Origin of the sequence: Sporichthya brevicatena (genome assembly GCF_039525035.1) — a bacterium.
Classification (GTDB): domain Bacteria; phylum Actinomycetota; class Actinomycetes; order Sporichthyales; family Sporichthyaceae; genus Sporichthya; species Sporichthya brevicatena.
On sequence record NZ_BAAAHE010000042.1, the window covers coordinates 1 to 26,932 of the forward strand.

The following is a 26,932-nucleotide window of genomic DNA, read 5'->3' on the forward strand; positions in this document are numbered from 1 at the left end:
GGCTACACGCACGAGTACGTCACCGGCTACGACGCCGAGGACCCCGCCACGGTGCTGCCCGGCGTGCACATGGTCGCCTCGCTGCTCAAGCACTGGCTGACCGGCACGCTGCACTACCGCGTCAGCGACGAGCACCTGCCGTGCTACCTCGACGAGTACGCATTCCGGTTCAACCGGCGCAACTCCAGCGCCCGCGGCATGCTCTTCTACCGCCTGCTCCAGCAGGCCGTCGCCACTGACCCCCATCCGTTGAGCGAACTGATCGTCAGTTCCCCGGACTGGTAAGGCTTACTGCACTCAAGCAGATATGCAGAACATGCGTTCGAACTGGGTGGGGGTTCCGTGCTGATCGACTTGCCGGACCGGGCCGACGTGGGGTGCGAGCCCCCGTGGGTCACCGGTGGCCGCCCGCCCTCGCCCGGGGATCCGGACTACGCCTCCTACCAGGACTTCCTCGCCTACGAGGCGCGGCGGGATGCGTTCTGGACCGCCCACGCGGCGGGTCCGGCACTGCCGCTGGATGCGCCGATCGACATGACCGCGGCCCGTTCCGACGCCGAACTGGTTTGGGAGGTCGCGGACGCGGACCGGTTGGAGAACGCCGCCTACGGGGCCAAGTGCCGGGCGGTGTCGAACGTGGCGATGCGGAAACTGCGCAACCCGGACGCCGATTACGACCCCGAATATCTGCGCCGTTCGGTCGAGGCCGAACTCGGCTGCCTGCTCAAGCTCTCACCGGCCGCGGTGTCGAACCTGTGCCACGTGTCGATGGAGTTGACCCGCCGCTACTCCAAGACCTTCGCCGCCCTCGAGCGCGGGGAGGTCAACCGGGTCCAGGTGCAGGCGATCGTCGACGAGGGCGCGGACCTCGACGTCGCGCAGGCCGCCCGCCTGGAAGAGCGGGTGTTGCCGGAGGCGCGCGAGCGTGGGGGCCGCTCGTTCCGGGACCGGGTCCGCCGCGAGGTCAAGGCGATCGACGCCGACGCGGTCCGCAAGCGGGAGAAGCGGGCCCGCGCGGATCGCTGCGTCTACCTCCGGCCGGAGTACGACGGCATGGCCACCCTGTGCCTGTTCATGCCCGAGGACGAAGCGCAGCGCATCTTCAAAGCCCTCAAGGAACGCGTCCACCACGACCGGGCGATCCAGAAAGAACAGGCGGCCGAGGCGCCGCTGGTGATCGCCCGCCAGGACGAGCGCACCATCGCCGCCCAAGAGCTCGACACCATCCAGGCGATCCTGGGTGAGGCGCTCGGGATCGACCCCACCGAGCCGGAGATCCCGGCCTCCTCCGCCCTCTCAGCGGAGGCGATCGAGCTGCTCGACCTGCACGCGAACACCTACGCGCCCACGGCGAAGATGAAGACCGCGGTGCGGAACCGGGACAAGCACTGCCGCTTCCCCGGCTGCCGGCGCCCCGCGCGCCAGTGCGACATCGACCACTCGATCCCGTTCACCAAGGTCAAGGGCAAGGTCCTGCGCGGCGGGACCCGTTACTGGAACCTCGGCTGTCTGTGCCGGTTCCACCACCAGGTCAAACAGATGCCCGGCTGGCATCTGGAACAAGACCGCGGCCGGTTCATCTGGACCACCCCCACAGGGCTGAGGTTCATCACCTATCCCGGCGCGGACGACCCCGACGCGGAACTACCGGACTTCATCAAAGAACTGACCGCCCCGGTCCCCTTCTGACCTGACGGGCTGTCAGTACCGCGGTCGCAGCGTCAGCTTTCCTCACCGGAGCGTGCCCACGACGGGCCGCCGGGTTCACCGATGTGCCCGGCGGCGATGTCGTCGTCGCGCACGCCGTCGTGGTCGTCGGCCGTCGTCGCCTGGCTGGTGTCCGGCAGGTCTTCCCGGCTGGTCTGGCCGACGTCGGGAACGTCCGCGCCCGCGTCGCCGCCATGGTCGGTGTGCATCACTCGTTTGTCGCCCACGCACGGCATCTACCCCCCACCGCGCACCCACATGCCCGGCCGCCGGCGCGGCGGAACAGCTCACCAGACCGACAGCACGTCCCCGCCGATCCGGACGACGAAGCCGGTCACGACGACCAGGAAGAACACGCGAACAAACCGCGCGCCCCGCCGCACCGCGACGCGGGCGCCGAGGTAGCCGCCGGCCAGGTTGCAGGCCCCCAGGACAAGGCCGACCCGCCACAGGACCGCGCCCTGCGGCACGAACACGCAGAGCGAGGCGAAGTTCGTCGCCCAGTTCGCCATCCGCGCCTTCGCCGACGCTTCGAGGAACGAGTACCCGAGCAGCCCGACGAGAGCGAACAGGAAGAAGCTTCCCGTCCCCGGCCCGAGCGCTTCGTCGTAGAACCCGACGATGAAGCCCGTCGCCATCGCAGCCGCGACGTGCCGGTGCCGCGCCCCCGCGAACCGCAGCTCCGTCGCCTCCCCGAGCGCCGGCCGGAACACGACGTACGCACCGACCACCACCAACGCGACCAGCACGATCGGGTCGAACGCGTCCCGCGGGATCAGGAACGTCACCGCCGCCCCCAGCGCCGAGCCCACGAACGCCAGCGCCATCAACGGCCGCGCTCACCACCGGCCCGTGGGCCGACGCGGGCGCCCGCACCAGCAGCGGGCGGTGGCACGACGTTCGAGCGCGGGCGGGGCGGCGCAGCTCGGGGTGTCCTCAAGGAGCGTCAAGCCGACCCGCGTGGCCGAAGGACACGCGATCAGGACGCGCGGCCGCACCACCGCAACCACCGACCGACGCGGCCCGCGCGTCCGGGAGGCAGCGACGGAGGACGCCCCGAGCGGAGCCGCACCGACCCCGCCCCACGCCCCTGGCTACGTTCGAACCATGGACGCGCGCACACGGTGGCCCGGGGAGACGGATCCCGACCACTCGACCTGGTACATCGAACGGTTCCGGAAGATGGCGGCGGAGGGCGCCGACCTCGCGGGAGAGGCGCGTCTGCTCGACGCGATGCTCCCCCGCTCCGCCCGGGTCCTGGACGCCGGCTGCGGGCCCGGCCGGCTCGGCGGCGAGCTCGCCGCCCGGGGCCACACGGTCGTCGGGGTCGACGTCGACCCCGCGCTGATCGCGGCAGCCGAGGCCGATCACCCCGGCCCCCGCTGGCTCGTCGGCGACCTCGCCGAGCTCGACCTGGCCGCGCACGGCGAGACCGAGCCCTTCGACGCCGCCGTCCTCGCCGGCAACGTCCTCGGCTTCGTCGCCCCCGGCAGCGAACCGCGGATCCTCGCCCGCCTCGCCGGCCACCTCAAGCCGGACGGCTTCCTGGCCGTCGGTCTCGGCAGCGACCGCGGCTATCCGCCCGCCGACATGGACGCCGACGCGGTCTCGGCCGGATTACGGCTGGAGCACAGATTCGCCACGTGGGACCTGCGTCCCTACGGCGAAAACGCGACATTTGCGGTCACGATCTATCGCACGTGACCAGTGTCGCAGAGACAAACCAACCTGCGATGGGTAAGCAGGTAGGGATGACTGTCCTCGACGCCCCCGCGAGGCCCCGCCCGTCGACCGGCCACCCTGCCTCCGCCGGTACCCGCCTGCATGATCTTGACGCCCTCCGGGGCGCGGTCATGCTGCTCGGCATCGCGCTGCACAGTGCGCTGCCGTTCTTCTCGACGATCTGGCCGGTCCCGGACTCCAGCGCGTCGACGGACAACTACTTCGACGAGTTCGTGCAGGGCGTCCACGGATGCCGGATGCAGCTGTTCTTCCTGCTCTCCGGCTTCTTCACCGCCCTGCTTCTGCACCGCCGCGGCCTGCGCGCCCTGCTCGCCCACCGCAGCAAGCGCGTCGGCATCCCGTTCCTCGTCGGCCTCGTCACCGTCGTCCCCCTGATCGAGCTCGCGGCCGCCGGCGCCGCGCTCCCCGAGGGCGGCTTCTCCGGCGTCGGCACCGGCGCCCCCACGAACACCGAGTGGTTCACGCCGCGTCAGAACCTGCACCACCTGTGGTTCCTGTGGTTCCTGTGCATCTACGTCGCGGCGATCGGCCTCGCCCACCACCTGACCTCGTGGCGCCCGCGCCTGCCGCGCGCCGTTCGCGCCGCGGTCCTCGCCGGGCTCGTCCTGGTCCCGTTCGCCATGCAGTACCCGATGGTCGGCTCCGGCCCCACCCGCACCTTCGGGCCCACCCTCCCCAACCACCTGCTCCCCGAGCTCGCGCCGCTCGTCTACTACGCGGCGTTCTTCGCGGTCGGGTTCCTGCTCTACGGGGCCCGCACCCGCGGCGGTCGCGCCGGCATCGACGCCGTCGGCCGCGGCTGGCCGATCGCCCTCGCCGTCAGCCTCCTCGTCGTCTTCCCTCTCGCCCGCGCGGCGACGTGGGACGACATCGAGGCGCCGATCCTCCCCGCCGCCGTCCTCCAGACGCTCTACGCGTGGGGGATGGTCGTCGGCCTCATCGGCCTGTTCCGCTGGGCCCTGCGCCGGGAGCGCCGCGGTGTCCGGTACCTCGCCGACGCGAGTTACTGGATCTACCTGATGCACCTTCCGCTGGTGATCGCGTTCCACCGGGCCATCCACACCTGGGACGCCCCCGCCTCGGTCAAGTTCACGACGCTCTGCGTCTCCGTCACCGCCGTCCTGCTCGTCACCTACCAGTGGGGCGTCCGGTACACCGTGATCGGCCGGGTCCTCCACGGCGCCCGGACCCGCCCGGCCTGACGCTGGTCACCGTGCACACCCCCGCGCGAGCGGTCTTTGTGCCTGCGTCCGACGCCTGAGCCGCGTCACCCCTCGTAGCGTCGCCAGCAGCCGACCGCCACCGAAGACGGCCGGCGTGACGACGCAGATGCGAGGTTGCCCATGCGACCGGCCCCGTTCTCCTACCTCGAGCCGGGCACGCTGGACGAGGCGTGCCAGGTGCTCGCCGACCGTGCCGGCACTGACCCGACCGCCGTCGCCGTCCTGGCCGGCGGCCAGAGCCTGGTCGCCCAGCTCAACGCCCGGCTCGTCCGACCCGCGACGGTCGTCGGCATCCGCCGGCTGACCGAGCTCACCACGGCCGACCGCACCGGCGACACCCTCCACCTCGGCGCCGCGGTCACCCAGCGCACCTGGCAGCAGCACCCGCTCGCCGAGCAGGCGCCGCTGGTCGCCGCCGCCCTGAACCACGTCGGCCACGTCCCCACCCGCAACCGCGGCACCCTCGGCGGCAGCGTCGCCTTCGCCGACCCCACCGCCGAGCTCCCGGCCGCACTGCTCGCCCTCGACGCCGCGGTCCGCCTCCGCTCCGCGAGCGGCGAGCGCGCCGTCCCCGTCGCCGAGTTCTGCACCGGCCGCTTCACCACCGTCCGCCGGCCGGACGAGCTGCTGGTCGGTCTCGACGTCCCCGTCACCACCGCCCGCTGGGCGTTCGAGCAGCGGCACTACCGCCGCCACGGCAAGGTCTCGGTCGCCGCGCTCGCCCAGGCCGACGGCTCCGCCCGCGTCGCCCTCGGCGGCGTCGGGGACACGCCGCTGCTGCTCGCCGTCTCCCCCGACGCCAAGGCCGACGCCGTCGTCGAGGAGGCGCAGGCCCTGCTCACCCCCAGCCCGGACCACCTCGTGAGCGCCGCCTACCGCCGCCGGCTGCTCGACCTCGCCCTCACCGCCGCCCTCGAGAACCTCCGCGGAACCGCCACCGGAGCTGCCGCATGAGCACCCCGACCGACCTCGCTGCCGACCAACTCGTCCGCCTGCGCGTCAACGGCGAACCGCTCACCGCCGTCGTCGAACCGCGCACCAACCTCGCCGACGTCCTGCGCGAACAGGCCGGCCTCACCGGCACCCACACCTCCTGCCACCAGGGCTGGTGCGGCGCCTGCACCGTCCTCATCGACGGCTGCTCCGCCCGCTCCTGCCTCACCCTCGCGGTCGCCGCGACCGACACCGAGGTCACCACGGTCGAGGGCCTCGGCGAGCCCGACGGTTCCCTCACGGCCCTGCAGGAGGCGTTCGTCGAGCACTTCGCCTTCCAGTGCGGGTTCTGCACGCCAGGCTTCCTGGTCCTCGCCACCGAGATCCTCGACGAGGCCCGCGCCGGCACCACCTTCACCCGCGACGACCTGGCCCAGCGCCTGGCCGCCAACGTCTGCCGCTGCACCGGCTACGTCGGGATCCTCAACGCCGTCGAGGCCGCGCTCGCCGCGCAGGGAACGGAGGTCCGGTCGTGACTGCCCAGGCCGAGCGCCCCACCTACGTCGGCGCACGCATCCCGTCCCGCAACGGCGCACGGTTCGTCCGCGGCGCCGGACGGTACGTCGACGACATCCACCTCCCGCGCGAGGCGACGCTCGCCGTCCTGCGCAGCCCGCACGCGCACGCACGGATCGTCTCGATCGACACCAGCCGCGCCGCCGCCCTCGACGGCGTCCTCGCCGTCGCCACCGGCGCCGAGCTCTTCGAGCGGATCGGCCCGCAGAGCTACCTGTGGGACCTCCCGGGCCAGAAGGTCGGCCACGGCCGCCCGCTCGCGGTCGAGAAGGTCCGTCACGTCGGCGAGCCCGTCGTCGCCGTCGTCGCCCGCGACCAGTACGTCGCCGAGGACGCCCTCGAGCTGATCGACGTCGTCTACGAGCCGCTCCCGCCCGTCGTCGACTTCGACGCCGCCCTCGCCGAGGACCCCGTGCTCCTCCACGAGGAGTGGGGCGACAACATCCAGGTCCGCTCCGCGTGGCCGGTCGTGATCCCCGGCCTGCCGGAGCCGCCGGACGCCGGCGCCGCCCTCGACGGTGCGCACGTCGTCGTCTCCGAGACCTTCGACGTCGCCCGCATGACCGCGACGTCGATGGAGACCCGCGGCATCGTCTGCGACTACTCCCCCGGCGGGCCGAGCCTGACGATCTACAGCTCGACCCAGTCGCCCCATCAGATCCGCCAGGGCCTCGCCGCGATGCTGGGCCTCGCCGAGAACCAGATCCGCGTCATCGCCCCGGACGTCGGCGGCGCCTTCGGCATGAAGGCCGTCGTCTACCCCGAGGACGCCCTCGCCCCGTACTTCGCCCTGCAGCTGCGCCGCCCGGTCCGCTTCGTCGAGCAGCGCGACGAGTCCTTCGTCGCCTCCACGCCGTCGCGCGCCCAGCGCATGCAGCTCGAACTCGGCTTCGACGCCGAGGGCCACATCGTCGGCCTCCGGTCGCGTTACCTGATCGACCTCGGCAGCGCCCCGTCCACCTGCGGCGCCGGAACCGGCTGGGCCACCGGCGCCCTGCTCTGCGGCCCCTACGCGGTCCCCGCGGTCGACATCCAGGCCAGCGCGGTCGTCACCAACAAGTCGCCGCTCGGTGCGTTCCGCGGCTTCGGTCAGCCCGAGGCCAACTTCCCCATGGAGCGCCTGCTCGACATCGCCGCGCGCAGGCTCTCCATCGACCCCGTCGAGCTCCGTCGCCGCAACCTCGTCCCCGCCGACGCCTTCCCGTACACCAACGCGGCCGGAATGCTCCTCGACAGCGGCAACTACGCGGCGCTGCTCGACCTTGCCGTCTCGCGACCGGCGTACGCCGAGGCCCTCGCCGAGCGCGACGCCGCCCGCGCCGAGGGCCGGCACGTCGGCCTCGGGATCGCCTTCTACAACGAGTGCACGAACTTCGGTCCGTCCGGCGTCTTCCCGCTGATCGGCATCACGCAGGGCGGGTGGGACGCCACGACCGTCGCCGTCGAGCCCGACGGCAAGATCCGCGTGACGATCAGTCAGACGCCGATGGGTCAGGGCGTCGAGACCGCGCTCGCCCAGCAGGCGGCCGACGCCTTCGGGGTCGACCTCGCCGACGTCACCGTCCACTTCGGCGACACCGCCTCCTCGCACTACACCGGCTACGCCAGTGGCGCGAGCCGCGCGGCCGGCATCGGCGGCTCCTCGCTGCTGGTCGCGGCCGGCAAGGCCAAGGAGAAGCTCCGCGCGATCGCGGCGCACCTCCTCGAGGCCAACGAGGCCGACGTCGACCTCCTCCCCGGGGGCTTCGGCGTCCCGAACAGCGGCGTCGACCCGATTCCCCTCGCCCGCATCGCGGCGGCCGCGTACCAGGGCGGCAACCTACCCGAGGGCATGGAGCCCGGCCTGGAGTTCCTCGGCGCGTTCGACCCGATGGCGCTCGCCTTCTCCTACGGCGTCGTCGTCGCCCTCGTCGAGCTCGACCCCGGCACCGGTCAGGTGACGGTCCGTCGGTTGATCGTCGGCCACGACTGCGGCAATCAGCTCAACCCCGCGATCGTCGAGAACCAGGTGATCGGCGGCGTCGTGCAGGGCCTGAGCACCGCGCTGCTCGAGGAATTGCCCTACGACGCCGACGGCCGCCCCCTGGCGCTCTCGCTGCGGGACTACCCACTGCCCGCGCCCACCGATCTCCCCGAGTTCGACCTGTTCCACACCGTGACCCCCACGCCGTTCACCCTCAACGGGGCGAAGGGCGTCGGGGAGAGCGGGGTGATCGCGGCTCCGGCCGCGATCGTCAACGCGATCCAGGACGCGCTCCCGGCGGGAGCACCTGAAATCACTGCCATCCCGGTCCGCCCTGAGCGGATCCTCGACGCCTTCGGAGCGCAAGCATGAGCGAGTCGACCACCAGCCGCATCGGTGTCCTGCTGGGCAGCACCACACCGCCGGAGGACATCGCCCGCCTCTCGCGGGAGGTGGAGCAGGGCGGGTTCGGCCAGCTCTGGATCCCCGAGGACTACTTCTTCCTCGGCGGCATCGCCGCCGCCGGCATCGCCCTCGGCGCCACCGAGCGCATCCCGGTCGGTCTGTCCGTCGTCTCCTCGATGGTCCGCCACCCCGCGCTCCTCGCCATGGAGATCGCGACGCTCAGCCGCGCGTTCCCCGGCCGCTTCATGCCCGGCATCGGTCACGGCGTCCCCGCCTGGACCGCGCAGATGGGCCTCACGGTCCGCTCGCCGATGACGGCGCTCCGCGAGAACCTCGTGCACGTCCGCTCACTGCTCGGCGGCGATAAGGTCAACCACACCGGCGGCATCCACGACTTCAACGAGGTCGTCCTCACGCACCCGGCGACCGAGACCGTGCCGATCTACACCGGCGTCCTCGGCGACAAGGGTGTCGCCCTCACCGGTGAGTTGGCCGAAGGCCTCGTCGTCAGCGCGCTCGCGCCCGTCGAGTACGTCGCCGCCACCCGTGCCAAGCTCGACGCCGCCGCCGCCGGCCGCGACGTCCGCCCCGAGCTCGTCACGCTCGTCGCGGTCAACCTGACCAACGACGACAGCAAGGCGGACCTCGTCCGTCAGCAGCTGCGCCCGGTCCTCGCCTTCTACATCGCGGCCACCGGCCCCGGCCCACTGTTCGGTGCCATCGAGGGCGCCAACGAGATGACCGCGGACATGATCGCCCGCGGCGGCTTCGAGACCGTCCTCGCCGAGATGCCCGACGAGTGGATCGACACGTTCGCGATCGCCGGCGGCCCGGCACACGCGAAGGCCCGCATCCAGTCCTACCTCGACGCCGGCAGCGACAAGGTCGTCATCGCCACCGTCGTCCCCGAGGGCACCGAGTCCTCCCTCGCCGCGGCCCGCGAACTGCTGGCTGACTTCCCGGCCTGAGCCCGCCCGACCCGCCACCCCGTAGACAGGAGATCCCCATGACTGACCTGGAGAAGGCCGTCGAACAAGACACCGCCGCGATCCTCGAGGTCCACAACGGCTGGAACAAGTCCAACCTCGGCCTCGTCGCCGAGTCGATGCTGCCGTTCTTCCCCGAGGGCGACGGCTACCTGCAGTTCAACCTCAACGGCTTCACCTACCGCGGCAAGGCCGACAAGGCGAAGCTGTGGCGCAACCTGCGGGCCGTCGGGGTCGACATCGTGCGCCTGGAGGAGAAGGAGCCGCCGACGATCCAGGTCTTCGGCGACGTCGCCCTGCTCACCTCGGAGGCCGAGGCCGAGCTCGTCATGCCCACCCCGACCGGCAAGCTCGAGAGCGGCGGCACCACGCACTTCCGGAACACGGAGTTCTACCGCCGCGACGACGGCCTCGGGAACCCCGAGTGGCGCATCTGGCACATGCACGTCAGCGAGGCCGCCCCCGAGGGCGCACTGAAGTACGGGACGGAATGACATGACGTCCCGTCAGTCGAGGACCGTGGACGGGCCCGTCGGCCCGATCGCGGTCGACGTGTTCGGCGAGCCGACCGCGGACGGCACGGTGGTGCTGGTGCACCCCATCAACACCGCCGCCCTCGTGTGGGACCCGGTCGCCGAGCTCCTCGACCGGCCGGTGGTCGCGCTGGATCTGCGCGGCCACGGCCGGTCCCCGATGACCGGCCCGTTCGCGATCGAGGGCGGCTGGCTCGACGACGTGGTCGCCGTGCTCGACGGCCTGGGCCTGAACTCGGCCCACCTGGCCGGCGGGTCGCTCGGCGGCACGATCTCCCTCGCGGCCGCCGCGCTCCACCCGGAGCGGGTCCGCAGCGTCGCCTGCTTCGGCAGCACGCTCGGGGTCGGCGTCCCGACCGAGGCCATCGAGGCGATGGTGACCGAGCTCGAGACCAAGGGCACCGTCCGCTACTTCGCGGACCTCGGTCCGCAGGTCGTGGGCGCCGCGTCGCGGGACGACCGCTTCGTCCTCGCCTCGCTCGCCGCCGCCGTCGGCGCCCGGGACACCGCGGTGATCGCCGGCATCCTGCGCGGTGCGTTCAGCGCGGACATCCGGCACCTCGGCCTGTCCGGCATCAAGGTCCCCGTCCTCGCCGCCACCGGCACCGAGGACCCGACCTGCCCGCCGGAGATGACCGCCGAGATCGCCTCGGTCACCGGCGGCACCGCCGTCGAACTGCCCGGCCTCGGCCACCTGCCGATGCTCGAGCAGCCCCAGCGGGTCGTCGAACTCCTCCTCCAGAACATCACGCAGAGCGAGGCAGCCGCATGACGTACTCGATCGTCGCCCACGACCCCGCGACCGGCCAGCTCGCCGTCGGGAGTCAGTCGCACTTCTTCGGCGTCGGCCGTCTCGTCGGCTGGGGCGAGTCCGGCGTCGGGGTCGCGGCCACGCAGGCCTTCGTCAACGTCGACCACGGGCCGCACGGCGTCGAGCGCATGCGGGCCGGCGAGGAGCCCAAGGCGGCGCTGGAAGCGCTCCTCACCGCCGACGAGCTCGCCGCGTACCGGCAGGTCGCGTTCTGCGACGCGCAGGGCCGCGTCGCCGCGCACACCGGGTCGAGCTGCGCCCCGGCCGCCGGGCACCTGCTGGGCGACGGGGTCGCGGTGCAGGGCAACATGCTCGCCTCGAACCGCGTGTACGAGGACATGCTCGACGCGTACACCTCCGCGCCGGGCGACCTCGCCGAGCGCGTGCTGGCGGCGATGCAGGCGGCCGAGGCCGCGGGCGGCGACGTCCGTGGCTCGCAGTCCGCGGTGCTGCGGGTCTACTCCGGCAACCGCAGCGCGACCCCGTGGAACGAGGTGCTGATCGACATCCGGGTCGACGACCACGCGGACCCGGTCGGCGAGCTCGCCCGGCTGCTGCCGCGGCACCGCGCGTTCGACCTCGTCGGCGGCGTCATCTTCGCCCCCGGCCTGACGATCGGTCCCTACGAGGGCGTCACCGACGAGCTGCTGTCCGAGAAGCTTCACGGCCTCGCGAATGCCGCCGACCTGCTCGGCGCCGACAACCGCGAGCCGGACTTCTGGCGGGCCGTCCTGCTCGCCCGCAGCGGACGCACCGAGGAGGCCCGCGCGCTGTTCGCGGACCTGTTCGCCTACCGCCCCGGCCTCCGTCAGTTCCTCGCGGGCATCGGCCCGCTGGGCTTCCTCAGCAACGTCGAGGAGTACGTCCGTTGACCAACGCCCGCGACGCGGTCGACACCGGCCGCTGCGTCGATCTCGCGACGGCGATGATCCAGTGCGACACCCGGAACCCACCCGGCAACGAGTCGCCGATCATCCCGCTGATGACCGACGTCATGAAGGGCCTCGGCGCCGACGTCGAGGTGTTCGAACCGGCCGCCGGCCGGCCGTCGCTGCTCGCGACGGTCGGACCCTGCGACCGGTCCCGTCCGATCCTCATGATCAACGGGCACCTCGACGTCGTCCCCGTGACCGAGAGCGAGTGGTCGGTGCCACCGTTCGCGGGCGTGGTCCGGGACGGCAAGCTCATGGGCCGCGGGGCCTGTGACATGAAGGGCGGCATCGCCGCCGCGATCGAGGGTCTGCGGGCCTGCCTGGACGCCGGCGTGCGCCTCGACACCGACCTCGTCTTCCACCTCGTCGCCGACGAGGAGACCGGCGGTCGCTGGGGCACCGCCGCGCTGCTCAACGCCGGGCGCATCACCGCCGACGCGGCCGTCGTCCCCGAGCCCAGTGAGCTCGGGGTGTGCATCGCCGAGCGCGGCGTGCTTCTCGCCCGCATCGAGATCTTCGGTCGCGCCGGGCACGGCAGTGACCCCGCCGCCGCGCACTCCGCGGTCGCCGACGCCGCGCGCGTGACCCAGGCGCTGCACCTCGCGCACTTCGACCCCGAGCCGCACCTGCTGCTCGGGCTGCCCAGCTGCAACGTCGGCGTCATCCGTGGCGGCACGGCGCCCAACGTCGTCGCGAGCCACTGCGTCCTCGAGGTCGACCGCCGGGTGCTGCCCGGCCAGACCTGCGAGGACGCCGTCGACTCGCTCCGCGCGATTCTCGACCCGCTCGGCGTCTCGTACTCGCTCGAGGTCCTCGGCTTCGCCGAGGCGTCGGAGCTCGCCGCCGAGAACCCGTTCGTCGGGTACCTGCAGGAGGTCTGCGGCGGTGTCGGGACCCCGACGCCGGTGCGCGGCCTCTGCCTCGGCACCGACGCGCGCTTCCTCCGCAACCAGCTCGACATCCCGACCGTCGTCTACGGCCCGGGCTCGATGACCGTCGCCCACGCCGCCGACGAGTACGTCGCGGTCGCGGAACTGACGAAGGCGGCCGAGTCCTTCGCCGGGCTCTACACCAGCTTCGCCCGGTTCTTCGCCGAGAGCGTCGCCGGGATCACGTGAGCGGAGGTAACTGAGACAGCGTCAGGTGACCGGCAGCAGCCGCGTGTGGAGCTCGACGAGGAAGCGCTGCTGCGGGTCGGAGAGGTCGACCTCGCAGAGGGCCTCGATGCGGTGCAGCCGGTAGCGCAACGTGTTCCGGTGGATCTGCAGCCGCTTCGCGGCCTCGCTGACGTCGCAGCCGGCGTCGAAGTAGGCCCGGAGCGTCCGCAGGTAGTCCGTGTCGCGGGCCGAGCCGGTCTGCAGGACGTCGAGGACGCCGTCGAGCAACCCCGGGTTGCCCTTGACGATCTCGCCGAGCTCCGCGAGGACGGTGTTCGGCCGGACCTCCGACAGCAACGCGGTCCGCGGCCGGCCCTGCGACGCGAGCAGGTCGACGGCCCGGTCGAGGGAACGGCGCACACCGGGGATCTCGACGTCCCCGGTCAGCGCGTCGCTGACGCACGCGGAGAACTTCGCCGAGAACAGGGAGTCGGCGCGCTGGCGCATCCGCTCGGCGAGCGCGACGACGTCCTCGGACCCCCAGTGCGGGGTGAGGAGGTAGACGCGACCGTCGAGCACGGCGGCGGCCGAGCCGCGGCGCAGCAGCCGCGCGTACGCGGCGAGCTGCCGGTCGTCCTCGTAGTTGCCCTGCTCGCCGCCGGTCCCGCAGCCGCTCGCGCCGAGCGCGACCAGGCACCACGAATCCTGGCCCGGCCCCGGCAGCACCTCGGCCGCCAGCGCCGAGAGCGACGCGGTCCCCCGCAGGACGCTGCGGAGCAGGTCCGCGACGAGCAGGTCGGCGTCGACCCCACGGAGCGGGGCGCTGAAGAACGGCGCCGCGGCCGCGGCCACGTCGGCGAGGGCGTCGAGGTCGGGCTCCCAGTGCGGGGCCCCGCCGGCCGCCAGGCAGATGTAGCCGACGATCGCGTCGCGGGCGACGACCGGGCACAGCGCGCGCGGCGCCGCCCCGGGGATGTCGATGCGCATCGGCGCCCGGCCGCTGCGCAGCCGCGCCCACTGGCCGGAGTCCTCGAGCCACTTGCGCGCGTCGGACGGCGTGCGGCGGGCGAGGATCGCGGAGGTCCGCAGCTGGTCGACGGGGTGGCCGAGGTTCGCGAACGCGAGCGGGCGCAGCTCCTCGTCGGTGATGGAGATCGGGCCCTCGAGCAGGTAGGCCGCGGCCTCGGCGAGCTCGTAGAGGTCGAGCACGGCCGGGCGGCCGATCGCCCGCGAGAGCCGGTCGGCCGGGGCGAGGGAGCGCGCGAGCGTCGCGATGTCGTCCCACGGCACCTCGGACGCGGCCACCAGCACCGTCACGCCGAGCCGGTCCGCCCGGCGTCGCAACGTCGCCGGGTCGCCCGGCGCCTTGACGACGACCGCCGCCGCGTCCGCGTCGGCCGCGGCGGTGAGGACCTGCTCGACCAGCACGGACGTGAGGTCCGGCGCGGGCACGAGGACGAGGTCCCCGGCCTCGACCGCGTCCGGGACCGCCGGGTCCCAGATCGTGACGCCGCGGACCTCGCGGTCCAGCCCGGCGGGGGCGGTCACCACGTCGAAGCATCCGCGGCCGAGCAGCCGGCCGATCCCCAGGCCGGGCGGTGGGCAGGCCTCGGTGCCGGGTCGGTCATCAAGAGCAGTCATCGCCGTCTCCGTTTCGCCTGCTCCGGAGAGTAGGAAGGGACGGCATGCGCCTTCAGTAGTCAATCTGCCCACTGTGGTCGCCGTCACTGGGCAGATTGCCTATCACATGTTTCCGTCGCTCTCGTCCGCCCACGTGACTCCCGCCACTCGTGTCGCGAGGTGCAGCACGAGGCGGTCGTCGGGGTCGTCCAGGTCGACGGCGAGCAGCTTCCGGATCCGGTCGATGCGCTGGATGACCGTGTTCCGGTGCACCCGCAGCGAGGCCGCGGTGTCGGTGGCCGAGGACTCCCGGTCCAGGTAGCGCCGCAGCGTCCGCACCAGCTCGCCCGACGGGTCGGCCGCGGTGAGCGGCGCCAGGATCTCGTCCGCCTGCGCCCGCAACGGGGCCGCGGCGTACCAGCCCATGAGCAGCCGCTTCGCGCTCATGGCCCGGACGTGCTCGACGACGCCGGTCCCCTCCTCGGTGAGCGCGAGCAGGCAGGCCTGCCGCGCCTCCCCGAGCGACTCCGCGATCCCGGCCGTCCCGGCGTGCGCCCCGCCCACCCCGGCGCACAGCGACAGCCCGGGATGGTCGGCCTCGACGGCGCGGAGCGTCCCCTGGACCGCGGCGAGCAGCGGCGCGGTGTCCAGCGCGTCGGCCTCGGTCTCGGCGGTGACCCAGAACGCCCAGCCCTCCGAGCGCTCCACCAGCGTGGAGGTGACCGACCGCCGCGCCAGTTCCTCCTCCAGCTCGCGCACGAGCTCGGACTGCGGCGGCATCGTCCCCGCCCGGGACACCGCGATCTGCACCGCGGTGTGCCACCCGGCGAGCCGCCACCCGAGCGCCGTGGCCCGTTCCACCGCCCGCGCCGACGGCGCCTCGGCCTGGTCGAGGATCGCGGTGAGCAGGACCGACCGTTGCCGGCCCTCGCGCTCGCTCTGCACCGCCCCGGCGGCCAGGTGAACGGCGAAGGCCAGCGCCGCGATCGACATCGACTGCCGGATCGGCCCGATCAGCGCCCGGGTCGCGGTGTTCAGCCGTGCGAGCAACCAGTACCCGGCGTGCGCGGAGATGTCCCGCTGCACCGGTTGCAGCAGGGCGACGTCGGCACCGCCGAGCGGGAACGTCGCCGCGGTCGGGCGCGCCCCGCCCAGGTGGGCCGCGATGTCCGGCCGCAGCGTCAGCTCGAACGCGGAGTCGTCGCCGGCGACGAACCGGCTCTCGGCGTCGACGAGGACGACGGCACCGCCGATCGCCTGCCCGAGGACGCGGGTCAGCTGCTCCGGGCTCGACGGCGGGGTGGAGAACCGGTCGGCCGTGGTGCCGAGGATCCGCAGCCCGGCGATCTCGGGGGCGCGGACGTACGGGTCGAAGGTGGCCGCCAACGCGGCCGGCGCCACTCCCTCGGCGACGATCAGCGGCACGGCGAGCTTGTCCGCGAGCCGGCGGGTGACGAGCGGGACCGGTCGCCGCGGCCGTTCGGCGATGATCCCGGACAGCCCGACGCTGTGGCCGAGCCGGAGCACCAGGTCGGCGGCGAGGTCCTCGACGGCGAGGTGCTCCGGGCCGAAGACCGCGAGGCTGCACGAGGCGAGCGCACCGACCTCCGTCGTGGACACGGTCGGCACGATCATCCGCACCGGGCGGTCGAGACCGGCCTCCCCGCCGAGGACCTCGTGCGCCAGGAGCCCCATCCCCAGCAACTGACGTACCGTCACGAAGTTGTCGTTCACTGCTCGCCTCCCCGTTCCGTGCCGACGGTGAGCACCGGACCCACCGCCCGCACCCGGATCCGGACGCAGGAGGTCGGCACGTAGGTCATCAGCGTCTCGGCGACCGTGCCGATCCGGACCCGCCGTGGGTCCGCGCCCGCCCGGATCGCCGCCTCCGCCGCGAGCCGGCGCGCCTCGGCGACGACCTCGGCGCGACTGCGCTCGCCGATCCAGAAGATCCGGTCGACCGTCCCGGCGGCCTCGCCGACCGCCGCCCCGATCGCCGCGGCAAAGGGCGCGTCGTCCGGGCGGAGCACCCGGCCGGGCAGGAGCAGGTCGGGCAGCCGGCGGGCGTTCCGGACCAGCACCAGGGGCCCCGCGAGCCCGGCGACCGCGCGCGCGGTCGTCGGTCCGACGGCGTCGGCCGGCGCCTCGGTCACCCGCACCTCGCGGAGGTTCGTCCGGATGCCGAGCACCTCGACCAACCGGCCCGACTCCTGCGGCCAGCCCTCCACCGCGGCACTGACGCGGACGCGCCGGCCGTCGTCGTCGACCACGACGACGGTCGCCTCCCCCGCCAGGTGCACGCCGCCCACGCGAGCACTGCTGTGCAGCGCACCGACGGTCCGCAGCGGACGCCGGGCGGCCGACTGCGCCGGGAACACCGTCCCGTCGCCGTGCACCAGGTAGAGCTCGTCGACCAGTCCGCGCTCGGCGAGGACCGCGCCCACCTCGTCGAGCACCCGCCGCGCGGTGGGAGCCAGGGCGGCGTCGAGGATGGCGGCGTTCTCCCGCTCCAGCAGCCCGAGTCCGCCCTCGTCGCCGCCGGTCACGACCGGGACGTCCGGGCCGAGGGCGTCCGCGAGCAGCACCGCGGCCTCCTGCTCGTGCGCGCCGTTCGCCTGTGCGTGCACGGCGGTGACCGCCACGGCGGCCACGGGGTCGCGCCGGGTCCGGCACGCCCGCGCGAACGCCTCGACCGCCGCCCGGTCGAGCGGCGCGGCGACGCGTCCGTCGTACTCGTGGCCCCCGGCCACCAGGGCGACCGGTCCCCGCACCGCGGCCGTGAGGCGCGCCGGCCAGCCCGAGAACGGCGGGACCGACGCAGTCGCCGGTGCCCCGATGCGCAGCACGCCCACCCGCGCGCACTCGGCGGGCCGGTGCAACGGCCGCGTCAACGCCGCCGCCAGCACCACCCGGCCGACGTGCTCCGGTGCCGCGACCTCACCGAGCGCGTCGAGCAGCGTCGCGACCGTGGCCGCGGGACGGGCGTCGGGCGGGTCGTAGTCGTTCGCGTCGTCGGGCAGGACGGCGCGCGCCAGCACCTCGTTCTCCGGCCCGAGGACGACGGCGCAGGCGTCCCGGCGCCCGACCGCGAGCCCGACCCGCCGGTCCGCCGGGCTCACGCGCACACCGGGACGACGTCGAGATCAATGCCGAACGCGCGCGGGCCGGCACAGGCGTGGCCCGCGGGCGTGTGCCAGTGCGGGTCGACCCGGCTCGCGATCACGTGGACCTGCTGCCCGACGACGACGTCCGGCGACTGCAGGAGGAATCCGGAGTCGACGTCGACGAGGTTGATCAGGTCGGGGACCGTGACGACCGGGACGCCGTCCTCGGTCGCGACGAGGTTCTCGCTCTGGAAGTCGATGCGCAGCGACCGGGTCCCGTCGGTCGACTCGAGACTGAGCGTTCCTCTTGCGAACCCCCCGTCGAGGGACTGCACGACCTCGTGCACGACACCGCTGAAGATGATGCGCCCGTCGCACCGTTCGAGGAACCCGGCGTAGTTCTCCGCCGGACCCGGCGCGACGCTGCGCAGGACCGCCCCCAGTTCGGCGCACCGGGTCAACGCCTGCCGGGAGCCGATCTCCGCGCACTGGCCCACGTTCAGCAGGTACGCGCTGCACATCGCGACCAGCCCCATGCTCGGCAGGCAGCTGCGCAGCAGGGAACTGACGGTGTTGTTGTCGGCCGCGGTCAGCACGGCGGAGGACCCGGCCGAGTCGACGAGGATGATCGGCGAGATCGGCAGACCGGCGAGCGCGAACACCGTCATCTCGAGCTTGGGGAAGGTGCGCCGCATGCCGTCGACGTCGAGACAGGGCAGCCCCAGCTGCGCCGCGACCACGAGCGGCATCAAGGCGTTGACCGGGCCGAGCTGGATCGGCAACACCCCGACGACCGGCCTCCCGGCGTGCGCCTCGAGCGCCGCCCGCAGCGCGGCCGCCTCCGCCGTCCCGTGGAACTTCTCGATCAGCGAGTGCGGCGCCCCGGCCGTCACCACCGGCAGCACGAGGCCGTCCGGGTCGAGCTCCTCGGCGTCGACCAGCCGCACCGGACCGTGCCGGTCGAGCGCCGCGTGCAGCATCTGCCGGGGGAGGTAGGGATCGCCGCCACCGCCGCTGCCGTGGAACAGCGCACCCAGCGCGAGGTCGTCGACGTCCTCGGGCCCGAACAGCCGCACGCCACCTCCACGTCCTACGCCGGCGCGACCAGCCTCGCAGATCCGACCTCGACATCGGTCACGTCCACCATGCGCGCGACCGCCGCGGCGACGCGGCCACCGCGGCCGTTCGCCGTCTCGACCGTGCAGGCGATCCGCGTCGCCCCGGTGCCCACGGTCCGGCACTGGAGCTCCCGGATCCGGGCGCCGCGCGCGTTCAGCAGCACAACGACCCGGGCCAGGACGACGTCGGAGTCGACGGCGGTGATCCTCAGATCGGTCAGCTCCATGACCGGAGTCGGGGCATCACGTCGGCGGAGAACTGCGACAGAAAGCGGACCTGGTCCGCGCCCGGGAAGTGGATGACGAGGTTGGTGAACCCGGCCTCCAGGTAGGGGCGCATGCCCTCCATCGCCTGCTCCGGCGTGGACGCGACGATCCAGCGCTTCGCGACCTGCTCGATCGGCAGCTCGTCCGCCAGGCGCTCCATCTCCTGCGAGCTCGTGACCGAGTGCTTCTGCTCCGCGGTCAGCGACAGCGGTGCCCAGAACCGCGTCGCATTCAGCGCGTACTCGGGGTCGGCGTCGTAGGAGAGCTTGACCTCGATCATCCGGTCGAGGCTCTCCGGGCTGCGCCCGGCCTTGGCAATGCCCTCGTCGATCGCGGGCACCAGCTCCTCCTGGTAGAGCGCCATGCCCTTGCCCGAGGTGCAGATGAACCCGTCCCCGACCCGGCCGGCGTACCGGGCGACCACCGGGCCGCCGGCGGCGACGTAGATCGGGATCGGCTGCTCCGGACGGTCGTAGAGCGTGGCCCCGACCGTCGTGTAGTACTCGCCGGAGTGGTCGACCGGCTTGTCCTCGGTCCAGAGCCGGCGCATCAGGTCGATCGCCTCACGCATCCGCGCGAAGCGCTCCTTGAACGCGGGCCACTCCATCCCGGAGACCGCGATCTCGTTCAGCGCCTCACCCGTGCCGAGGCCGAGCATGATCCGCCCCGGGTACAGGCACCCCATCGTCGCGAACGCCTGCGCGATCACCGCCGGGTTGTAGCGGAAGGTCGCGGTCAGCACCGAGGTGCCGAGCACGATCCGCTCGGTCCGCTCGCCGACCGCCGTCATCCACGCCAGCGAGAACGGCGCGTGCCCGCCGTTGTGCCGCCAGGGCTGGTAGTGGTCCGAGACCACCGCCGAGTCGAAGCCGTACCGCTCGGCCGCGACCCCGAACTCGACCAGCTCCCGCGGCCCGAACTGCTCCGCCGACGCCTTGTAACCGATGCGCACGGCGCCGGTGCGCTCAGCGGCACTCACGCCGACCGCCGGACGGCGAGGACGCGCACGGCCTGACCGGCGCCGAGGGCCACCAGGGCGGCCAGAGCGAGAAACACGTAGAAGCTCCCGAAGTTGGTGCGGCCCTCGTTGAGAATCGTGCCGCCGGCCGCGACGGCCGGCACGAAGTTCTGGGTCGGGACGGCGTCGCTCGGGACGACGCCGGTGGCCGGAACTCCGGCCCCGGGTGCGCCGGCGAGGTCGGTCCCGAGCTCACCGACGACGGAGTCGACGCCGCCCGCGTTGCCGGGGATGATCCCGCTGTCGGCCGTTCCGCCGGAGGAGATGCCGCTGCCGGTCGAGTTCAGCGCGTTGCCCGAGGCCGACAGCGTGATCTGCCCGACCGTGATGGTCTCGGTGGTGGTGCCCCGCTCGGAGTCCGCGACGATCGAGATCCGCAGCGCACCGGAGGTCACCCCGGCGACCGTCTTCTTCTCGTTCACCGTCGGGCCCGTGCTCGTCGTGCCGTCGGTGTAGCGGTACTGCTCGGGCAGGTAGGCCAGGGAGATGCCGGCCGGCTTCAGCGCCTCGTTCAGCGCACCGAGGACGCTGACGTCGAGCGGGGTCGGCTCGGAGCCGAACGCCGTCAGGCCGTCCTTGGTCAGGCCCGACGTCAGCCGGGAGAAGGTGATGGTGCCCAGGGAAGTGGTCGTCCGCGGGACGACCGCGCCGCCGGCGGTCTGGGTCAGGCTCGCGTACGAGGAGACGTTGAAGACGTCGAGGATGCCCTCGAGCGTCAGCGCGTGCACGCCGGCCGCGCCCTCGGTGAAGATGTGGTCCTCGCCGGCGACGCTGTTCGCGACCGCGAACGCGTTGTTCTGCTCCGACGTCGCGGCCTGACCGCCGACGCTGACCCGGCCGATTGCCTGCTTCGGCAGCGCGGACGCGACGAGCTCGTACCCGCCGGCGTTCTGCTTGTCGACGGGCAGCACCGGGTCCTTCGCGCGCACGTAGCCGGGGAACGACGGGACGACCGGGAGCCCGACGCCGCTCGCACTCTGCACGAGACCGTTGCCGGTGGCCGGGAGCGTCGAGAGCAGCGGCGAGTAGGGCGCACCCGCGTCGGCGGTGCTCTCGCCGGAGCTGGAGAGCAGGGCGCCGGCGCCGTAGGAGCCGATGGAGAACGGGAGGCCGAGCGGCGTGTTCGGGTCGGTGAGCGTCGACTGCACGGCGACCGCCTCGGCCGACAGGTCGTAGACGTACGTCCCCGCCGAGGCGGACCCGATCCCGGCCAGCCCCCCGGCGGCGACCACCGCGACCAGCGCGGTGGCGGTGAGGATGCGAGCGGTCATGATGCGAGGCCTCCCAGGTACGAGTGCGCAATCGTTTCTTCGCTGATCTCGAACGGCTCGGCGACGTAGGACAGCCGGCCGCGGTCGAGGATGTAGACGTAGTCGGCGAGTTCGAGCGCACGGGCGACGTACTGCTCGACGACGAGCAGCGAGATGCCGGCGTCCGCGAGCCGCCGGAGGTAGACGAAGATGTCGTCGACGATCCGCGGCGCGAGGCCCATCGACACCTCGTCGAGCAGCACGACCGAAGGCTTGCTGATGTAGGCCCGGGCGAGCGCGAGCATCTGCTGCTCACCGCCGGACATCGTCCCGGCGCGCTGGTCCAGTCGCTCGCCGAGTCGGGGGAAGACCTCGGCGACGTCACGGATCGCCTTCCGCTTGTCCACGCCGGGCGGGGTCTGCAGGCGGATGTTCTCCGCGACCGTCAGCGAGGGGAAGATCCCGCGGCCCTCGGGCACGTGGCACAGCCCGCGCCGGGCCAACTGCTCCGAGCGTTTGCCGGTCATGTCCACACCCGACAGCGACACGGACCCGGTGGTGGGCCGGAGCTGGCCCGAAGCCACGCGCAGCAGGGTCGTCTTGCCGGCACCGTTCGCCCCGAGCAGCGCGACGACCGACGACGGAGGGACCGTCAGATTCACTCCGCGCAGGACCAGACCGGTGTCGTAGCCGGCCGAGATGTTCGTCAGCTCAAGCATCGGCGAGTTCCTCCTCCCCGACGTCGCCCCCGAGATAGGCGGCGCGGACGGTCTCGGAGGTCATCGCCTCCGCGGTCGGCCCGGACCAGATCAACTTCCCGAAGTCCAGGACGTAGACCTGCGAGCAGACGTCGGCGACCAGCGCCATGTCGTGCTCGACGAGCAGGACGCCGATGCCGGTGTCCCGGACGTGGCCGGCGAGGACCTCGCCGAACTCCTCGGTCTCGTGCACGTCCAGACCCGACGACGGCTCGTCGAGCAGCAGGAACCGGAACGGCGACGCGATCGCCCGGGCGAGTTCGACCAGGCGACGCTGCCCGGTGGACAGGTCCCGCACCCGCCGGTCGCCGACCGCCTCCAGGCCGCAGCGGGCGATCGCCGCCCGGGTTCGCTCGGCGATCTCACGGCGCTCGGCGCGCGGCGCCCAGAACTGGCCCCACGGCCGTCGCGAGGAGAGCACCCCCTCCGGCCCCATCGCGACGTTCTCCGCCGTCGTCATCGAGTCGAAGAGCTCCATGCGCTGGAACGTCCGCCCCAGACCCGCGGCCGCGCGGCCCGGGGTCGAGAGGTGGTCGAGGCGCTTGTTCCCCAGCCGGACCCGACCCGTCGCCGTGCGGACCACGCCGGTGCAGGCGTTGAACGTCGTGGTCTTGCCGGCACCGTTCGGTCCGATCAGGGCGGTGATCGTGCCGCCCTCGGCGCGCAGCGACAGGTCGGACACGGCGGTCAGACCACCGAAACGCACCGTCACGTTCTCGACGGTCAGCGCCGGAGCGCCACGGGCAGCGGCACCGACAGGTTCCTGATGGCTGTGCTGACGCTCCCTCATCGGCCCGCTCCCACCAGTTCGCGTTCGACGAGCGGCTCGGGCGGACCGTCGGCCCGGGCGGTGACCGGCGACCGTTCCCCGCGCTCGGCTCCGCGTTCGCGCAGGGCCGGCAACCGCACCCCCGGCGCGAGCGCCACCGCGAGGGCCAGCCCGCCGAAGATCGCGCCGCGGTAGTCGGTGAAGAACTCGGTGTTCATCGGCGGGTAGATCTTCGCCACCGCGAACAGGTACGCGGCGACGAGCGGTCCGAGGATCGGGCGACGACCGCAGAAGGCGAGGACCGCGATCAGCGCGAGGGAGTTGAAGTATCCGAACGCACCGCTCGGGTCACCGCCGGCACCGAGCGAGGCCCCACCGATCAGCGCGCCCCCGATCGCGGCGATGAACGCCGAGAGACAGAACACCGAAAGGCGCGTCACCTTCGTCCGCACGGCGTGCGCGTCCAGCGCCGCGGGCGAGTCCGCCAGCGCACGCAGAATCCGACCCAGCCGGCTGCGTCCCACCAGCAGCACCAGTCCCGCCATCAGCGCGGCCACCACCACGGCGAGGTAGTAGTAGCCGCGATCCCCGTCGGTCGACAGACCGAACAGGCGCGGCCGCTCGATCACCTCGGAGTTGTCGAGGCCGAACATCAGCCCCGACGTGTAGAGCAGGTTCTGCGCGAGCAGGCCGAAGCCGAACGTCGCCACCGCGAGGTAGACGCCGGAGAGGCGGAAGGACGGGATCGCGACGATCGCACCGGCCGGGATCGCGGCGAGCCCGGCGAACAGCAGACAGATCAGCCACGGGAAGCCGGCCTGTTGCAGGTGCGCGAACGTGGACGCCCCGACGGCGGCGAACGCCATCTGACACAGCGAGATCTGACCGGAGGACCACAGCAACAGGCCGAGCGAGAGCAGGACGACGGCGAAGCCGATCCCGACGGTGAACTGGTTGAGGTCGGGGCCGGGCACGATCGCCGGGAGCGCGAGGAACAGCACGGCCCCCGCCAGGCCCGTGCCGAGCGTGACGCGCGGCGGCCACGTCCGCAGGGGCGGCAGCTTGCGGACCCGCTTGGTGCCGCGCTCGATCAGCCGGGCGCGGGGGACCAGCAACAACGCCGCGACGAGGGCGACGAACGGGACCTGGGTGTAGAGCGAGGTGACCCACACGTTGCTGTTGCCGGCGAGTTCGTTGCCGATGACGTTGGTCGCGATGCCGATCCCGATCGCCGCGAGAAACGTGACGACGAGATTGTCGAAGGCGCCGAGCGCCGCGGCCCCGAACGCCGTGATGTACAGCAGCAGCATCACGTTCACGTCGATGCCGAGCACGGGGGCGATGAGCATGCCGGAGACCGAGACGAAGCACGACCCGATCGCCCAGGCGTACCGGCGGACCGTGATCGGACTCGTTCCCTGCGAGGCCAGGAGCTCCGGGTCGTCGACGAGCGCCTGCATCGCCAGGCCGATCCGGTTGCGCCGGAAGAACAACGTCAGTCCGACGGTGGCGGCGAGCGCGAGCCCGACGACGATGAACTGACTCATCATCACCTGGGTGCCGGCGATCTCGATCGGCTTCTGCGACAGGTACGGCGGGAACTGCAGGGTGACCGTGCCGTAGGCGCCGGTGAGGAGCGACTGCAGGAGGACGACCAGGCCGATCGTCGCGACGACCTTCATCATCGCGGGCGCCTCCTCGAGCCAGAACGCCATGCGTTCGAGCAGGAAGGCACCGCCGAGACCGACGAGCAGGAGCGAGAGGGCGAACGCGACCGGCCACGGTAGCCCGGCGTCGATCCGGAACGAGTAGAAGACGTAGGCGGACGCCGCGGCCTGCGCGCCGATCGCGAAGTTGAAGATGCCGGAGGTCTTGAACGTCAGCACCAGCCCCAGGGCCGCGAAGGAGTACACCGCGCCGTCGGAGATCCCGGCGAGGACGAACGGCCACATGTCGCGGGCCGCGGCGATCGGGGCACCGAGGACGACCACCACGAGCGCCGCCGCCACCCAGCACCCGGTGTAGCCCAGGCGGGTCGAGGTCGAGCTCGCCAGGGCCCGCAGCGACCTCGGTGTCGTCGATGACGTCGTCACGGCCGGCACACCCCGCAGGGCACTCGACCGGCCTGCTCGTGCACCGAGCGCGGCTCGGCCACCCACGCACGGTCGGCGGTCATCGCGCACCCGGAACGGTGAAAGAGCCGTCCGGACCCCAGGAAGCCGTCGTGCCGTACGTCATCCGCGCGCACGTCCGGGGCGGGGGCGGACGCGACGTCCGGGACGAGCGCCAGCACGACGCGCCGTCGCGCTCCGACCGCACGCCGACCGGCGAGGAACCAGCTGGCGTAGCCGGCCCCGACGAGAATCACCCCGAGGACCGCGACGTTCATCGGGGCGATCTGGTCCGACAGCGCCGGTTCGCCCGAGACCCCGAACCAGCCGACGGCCCACACGACGGCACCCACGGCGACGAGCACCGCCGTCCGGAGAACGTCGACGCGGGTCCAGGGAGTCGTCATTGGCTGCGACCCACCACGTACAGGTCGCGATCGGCCGCCGGCACCGCGGACGCCGCCAGCGCGGCCAGCCCGGCGTCGCGGATCGTCGTCTCGATGCGGTCGAGCTTGCGCCACTCGTCCCGCAGGTCCGCGGAGAGCCAGAGCATCGCCCCGGTGCCGAGCAGGAACAGCCCCCCGAGCCCGCAGCCCGCGATGTACGGCAACTGCTTGGCGGTGAAGGCGGTGCCGCTGACCCCGAGCCAGCCGATGAAGAGCGTGATCACACCGGCGAGCACGCAGCCCCAGGCGGCGGTCCGGTCCCACTGGAGGCGCATCCAGCCGAGCAGGTCAGTCCTCATGGTCGTCCTCCGACTCGACGTGAGGTGGTCAGCACAGCGCCTTGGCGCCTTCGGGGGCGGTGAACTTGCCACCCCCGGCACCCCAGATGAAGACGCACGGCGCGGCGGTGGTGCCGGTCTTGCTGTACGTGACGGGGACGATGAACCCGCCGAGGGTCTCCTTACGCACCTTGTAGAGGGCGGCGAGCAGTTCCGCGGAGGTCGGGTTGTCCGAGAGGTTCGCGCCGACATGGCCGAACATCAGGGCCGAGGCGTAGGCCTGGGCTCCGAAGCCGCTCACCCCGGTCCCGGGTGCGTAGGTGTCCATCACCTTCAGGTAGTGGTCCACGGCCGGCACTCCGTGGGCGCCGGGCGAGATCGTCGCCCCGGGCACCAGCGTGTCGGCGAGCGCCGGGATCGTCGGCATCTCCTTGGTGACGTCGAGGCCGAGCAGGAGCAGCTTCGGCTTGAAGCCCTGGGCGGCGCAGTCCTTCACCAGCCGGGCCGCGCCCGCGGTGTCCATCAGCATGTAGATGACTTCGAGGCCACCCTGCTTCATCCGCAGGCACTGACTCGTGTAGCTCGGCGCGACCAGCGAGACCTGGTAGCTCTGGAGGATGTACTTGCCGACCTCGGACTTGCGGACCTCGTCGTTCAGGGTCCCGCACAACGCGGCGATCTCGAGGCAGTAGAGCATGCCCATCTTGGTGTAGCCGCGCTCCACGTACATCTTCAGGCCCTTGACGATCTGCACGTACCCCTGCGCGGAGATCGGGAAGTTCACCGGCGAGTTGAACCGGTTCGCCAGCGCGCCCTCGCCGCCGACCATCGGGATGCCCTTGCTGCGCATGTACGGCTCGATCTGCTCGTAGCCGAAGAAGTGGATGTCGCCGACCAGAGCGAGAATCTTGTCGCTCTCGACCATCCGCTTGGCGAGCGTGAGCGCCGTCGCCGGGTCACCCTGGTCGTCGCCGACGATCAGCTTGATCGGGTGCCCGTTCAGGCCACCGTTGTCGTTCTTCCAGCCCACCCACGCGGCCACCGACTTGGGAGCGCCGGCGGTCACCGCGCCCAGGACCCCGGAGAAGCTGCCGATCGTCCCGATCGTGATCAGCGACTTGTTCGCGACCTTCGGACCGGAGTTCGTCGTCGCGGCCGCGGGCTTCGAGGTGTTCGCACCCGGTCGAGCCGCGGAACTGCCGTTCGTCGTCGCGCTGGTGGCCCCACCCGTGCCGGCGGGAGTTGTTCCGCCGGCCGTCGCGGTCGACCCGCCGGCGGCGGCGA

General features: G+C 72.6%; 26 protein-coding genes and 1 pseudogene. 12 read left to right on the plus strand and 15 right to left on the minus strand.

Features of this window, described 5'->3' with window-relative positions; translation table 11 throughout:
• Nucleotides 1–264, plus strand: a pseudogene (locus ABD401_RS19720) (transposase); the annotation flags it as partial.
• A gap of 78 nt (nt 265–342) precedes the next feature.
• Nucleotides 343–1,689: an HNH endonuclease signature motif containing protein gene (locus ABD401_RS19725; protein WP_344607922.1), complete on the plus strand. Its 1,347-nt coding sequence runs from the start codon at nt 343–345 to the stop codon at nt 1,687–1,689.
• Nucleotides 1,690–1,721: 32 nt separating this feature from the next.
• Here the strand turns inward: ABD401_RS19725 and ABD401_RS19730 are convergent, their stop codons facing one another.
• Nucleotides 1,722–1,916 carry a hypothetical protein gene (locus ABD401_RS19730; protein WP_344607924.1) on the minus strand — a complete coding sequence of 65 codons (195 nt, stop codon included), beginning with the start codon at nt 1,914–1,916 and terminating at the stop codon, nt 1,722–1,724.
• A gap of 78 nt (nt 1,917–1,994) precedes the next feature.
• Nucleotides 1,995–2,534, minus strand: a complete 540-nt coding sequence (locus tag ABD401_RS19735) for a TSUP family transporter (RefSeq protein WP_344607926.1) — start codon at nt 2,532–2,534, stop codon at nt 1,995–1,997.
• 280 nt (nt 2,535–2,814) lie between these two features.
• Here ABD401_RS19735 and ABD401_RS19740 point away from each other — a divergent pair, with 280 nt between their 5' ends.
• The 10 genes from ABD401_RS19740 (at nt 2,815) to ABD401_RS19785 (ending at nt 12,930) form a co-directional block, all read left to right on the plus strand.
• Entirely contained in the window at nt 2,815–3,411 is a 597-nt protein-coding gene (locus tag ABD401_RS19740) for a class I SAM-dependent methyltransferase (protein ID WP_344607928.1), read from the plus strand.
• Nucleotides 3,412–3,458: 47 nt separating this feature from the next.
• Complete coding sequence (locus ABD401_RS19745; protein ID WP_344607930.1) at nt 3,459–4,652, plus strand: acyltransferase family protein; 1,194 nt, start codon at nt 3,459–3,461, stop codon at nt 4,650–4,652.
• A 141-nt stretch (nt 4,653–4,793) separates the two neighbouring features.
• Entirely contained in the window at nt 4,794–5,627 is an 834-nt protein-coding gene (locus ABD401_RS19750; protein ID WP_344607933.1) for an FAD binding domain-containing protein, read from the plus strand.
• Nucleotides 5,624–6,142 (plus strand): (2Fe-2S)-binding protein, encoded by a 519-nt coding sequence (locus ABD401_RS19755; RefSeq protein ID WP_344607936.1) that lies wholly within the window; start codon nt 5,624–5,626, stop codon nt 6,140–6,142. The genes ABD401_RS19750 and ABD401_RS19755 overlap by 4 nt, the downstream gene beginning before the upstream one ends.
• Nucleotides 6,139–8,517 carry a xanthine dehydrogenase family protein molybdopterin-binding subunit gene (locus ABD401_RS19760; protein WP_344607938.1) on the plus strand — a complete coding sequence of 793 codons (2,379 nt, stop codon included), beginning with the start codon at nt 6,139–6,141 and terminating at the stop codon, nt 8,515–8,517. Before ABD401_RS19755 ends, ABD401_RS19760 begins: the two co-directional genes overlap by 4 nt.
• A complete protein-coding gene (locus tag ABD401_RS19765) occupies nt 8,514–9,518 on the plus strand; it encodes an LLM class flavin-dependent oxidoreductase (RefSeq protein WP_344607940.1) in 1,005 nt (334 codons plus the stop codon). Before ABD401_RS19760 ends, ABD401_RS19765 begins: the two co-directional genes overlap by 4 nt.
• 38 nt (nt 9,519–9,556) lie before the next feature.
• Complete coding sequence (locus ABD401_RS19770; RefSeq protein WP_344607942.1) at nt 9,557–10,030, plus strand: nuclear transport factor 2 family protein; 474 nt, start codon at nt 9,557–9,559, stop codon at nt 10,028–10,030.
• A gap of 1 nt (nt 10,031) precedes the next feature.
• Nucleotides 10,032–10,841 (plus strand): alpha/beta fold hydrolase, encoded by an 810-nt coding sequence (locus ABD401_RS19775; RefSeq protein WP_344607944.1) that lies wholly within the window; start codon nt 10,032–10,034, stop codon nt 10,839–10,841.
• Entirely contained in the window at nt 10,838–11,752 is a 915-nt protein-coding gene (locus tag ABD401_RS19780; protein WP_344607946.1) for a DUF1028 domain-containing protein, read from the plus strand. Before ABD401_RS19775 ends, ABD401_RS19780 begins: the two co-directional genes overlap by 4 nt.
• The gene (locus tag ABD401_RS19785; protein WP_344607948.1) at nt 11,749–12,930 is read left to right on the plus strand and encodes a M20 family metallopeptidase; all 1,182 of its coding nucleotides are present in this window, start codon (nt 11,749–11,751) and stop codon (nt 12,928–12,930) included. The genes ABD401_RS19780 and ABD401_RS19785 overlap by 4 nt, the downstream gene beginning before the upstream one ends.
• A 21-nt stretch (nt 12,931–12,951) precedes the next feature.
• Here the strand turns inward: ABD401_RS19785 and ABD401_RS19790 are convergent, their stop codons facing one another.
• From ABD401_RS19790 to ABD401_RS19850, 13 genes are all read right to left on the minus strand, one after another.
• Complete coding sequence (locus ABD401_RS19790; protein WP_344607950.1) at nt 12,952–14,550, minus strand: PucR family transcriptional regulator; 1,599 nt, start codon at nt 14,548–14,550, stop codon at nt 12,952–12,954.
• 102 nt (nt 14,551–14,652) lie between these two features.
• Nucleotides 14,653–16,263: a helix-turn-helix domain-containing protein gene (locus tag ABD401_RS19795; protein WP_344607952.1), complete on the minus strand. Its 1,611-nt coding sequence runs from the start codon at nt 16,261–16,263 to the stop codon at nt 14,653–14,655.
• The gene (locus ABD401_RS19800; protein ID WP_344607954.1) at nt 16,260–17,648 is read right to left on the minus strand and encodes a hydantoinase/oxoprolinase N-terminal domain-containing protein; all 1,389 of its coding nucleotides are present in this window, start codon (nt 17,646–17,648) and stop codon (nt 16,260–16,262) included. Before ABD401_RS19800 ends, ABD401_RS19795 begins: the two co-directional genes overlap by 4 nt.
• Nucleotides 17,645–18,709 (minus strand): S-methyl thiohydantoin desulfurase family protein, encoded by a 1,065-nt coding sequence (locus ABD401_RS19805; protein ID WP_344607956.1) that lies wholly within the window; start codon nt 18,707–18,709, stop codon nt 17,645–17,647. Before ABD401_RS19805 ends, ABD401_RS19800 begins: the two co-directional genes overlap by 4 nt.
• 14 nt (nt 18,710–18,723) lie before the next feature.
• Nucleotides 18,724–18,978 (minus strand): hypothetical protein, encoded by a 255-nt coding sequence (locus ABD401_RS19810; protein ID WP_344607958.1) that lies wholly within the window; start codon nt 18,976–18,978, stop codon nt 18,724–18,726.
• A complete protein-coding gene (fgd, locus tag ABD401_RS19815) occupies nt 18,969–19,997 on the minus strand; it encodes a glucose-6-phosphate dehydrogenase (coenzyme-F420) (protein WP_344607960.1) in 1,029 nt (342 codons plus the stop codon). Before fgd ends, ABD401_RS19810 begins: the two co-directional genes overlap by 10 nt.
• Nucleotides 19,994–21,307, minus strand: coding sequence for a hypothetical protein (locus ABD401_RS19820; RefSeq protein ID WP_344607963.1), 1,314 nt, complete (start codon nt 21,305–21,307; stop codon nt 19,994–19,996). Before ABD401_RS19820 ends, fgd begins: the two co-directional genes overlap by 4 nt.
• Complete coding sequence (locus tag ABD401_RS19825) at nt 21,304–22,005, minus strand: ABC transporter ATP-binding protein (protein ID WP_344607965.1); 702 nt, start codon at nt 22,003–22,005, stop codon at nt 21,304–21,306. The genes ABD401_RS19820 and ABD401_RS19825 overlap by 4 nt, the downstream gene beginning before the upstream one ends.
• Nucleotides 21,998–22,834: an ABC transporter ATP-binding protein gene (locus tag ABD401_RS19830; RefSeq protein WP_344607967.1), complete on the minus strand. Its 837-nt coding sequence runs from the start codon at nt 22,832–22,834 to the stop codon at nt 21,998–22,000. Before ABD401_RS19830 ends, ABD401_RS19825 begins: the two co-directional genes overlap by 8 nt.
• On the minus strand, nt 22,831–24,906 hold the full coding sequence (locus ABD401_RS19835; protein ID WP_344607969.1) for a branched-chain amino acid ABC transporter permease: 2,076 nt from the start codon (nt 24,904–24,906) through the stop codon (nt 22,831–22,833). The genes ABD401_RS19830 and ABD401_RS19835 overlap by 4 nt, the downstream gene beginning before the upstream one ends.
• The gene (locus ABD401_RS19840; protein ID WP_344607971.1) at nt 24,903–25,331 is read right to left on the minus strand and encodes a hypothetical protein; all 429 of its coding nucleotides are present in this window, start codon (nt 25,329–25,331) and stop codon (nt 24,903–24,905) included. Before ABD401_RS19840 ends, ABD401_RS19835 begins: the two co-directional genes overlap by 4 nt.
• A complete protein-coding gene (locus tag ABD401_RS19845) occupies nt 25,328–25,669 on the minus strand; it encodes a hypothetical protein (protein WP_344607973.1) in 342 nt (113 codons plus the stop codon). Before ABD401_RS19845 ends, ABD401_RS19840 begins: the two co-directional genes overlap by 4 nt.
• Nucleotides 25,670–25,697: 28 nt before the next feature.
• Nucleotides 25,698–26,932 (minus strand): ABC transporter substrate-binding protein (locus tag ABD401_RS19850; RefSeq protein WP_344607975.1); only part of this gene is annotated, 1,235 nt, incomplete at its 5' end.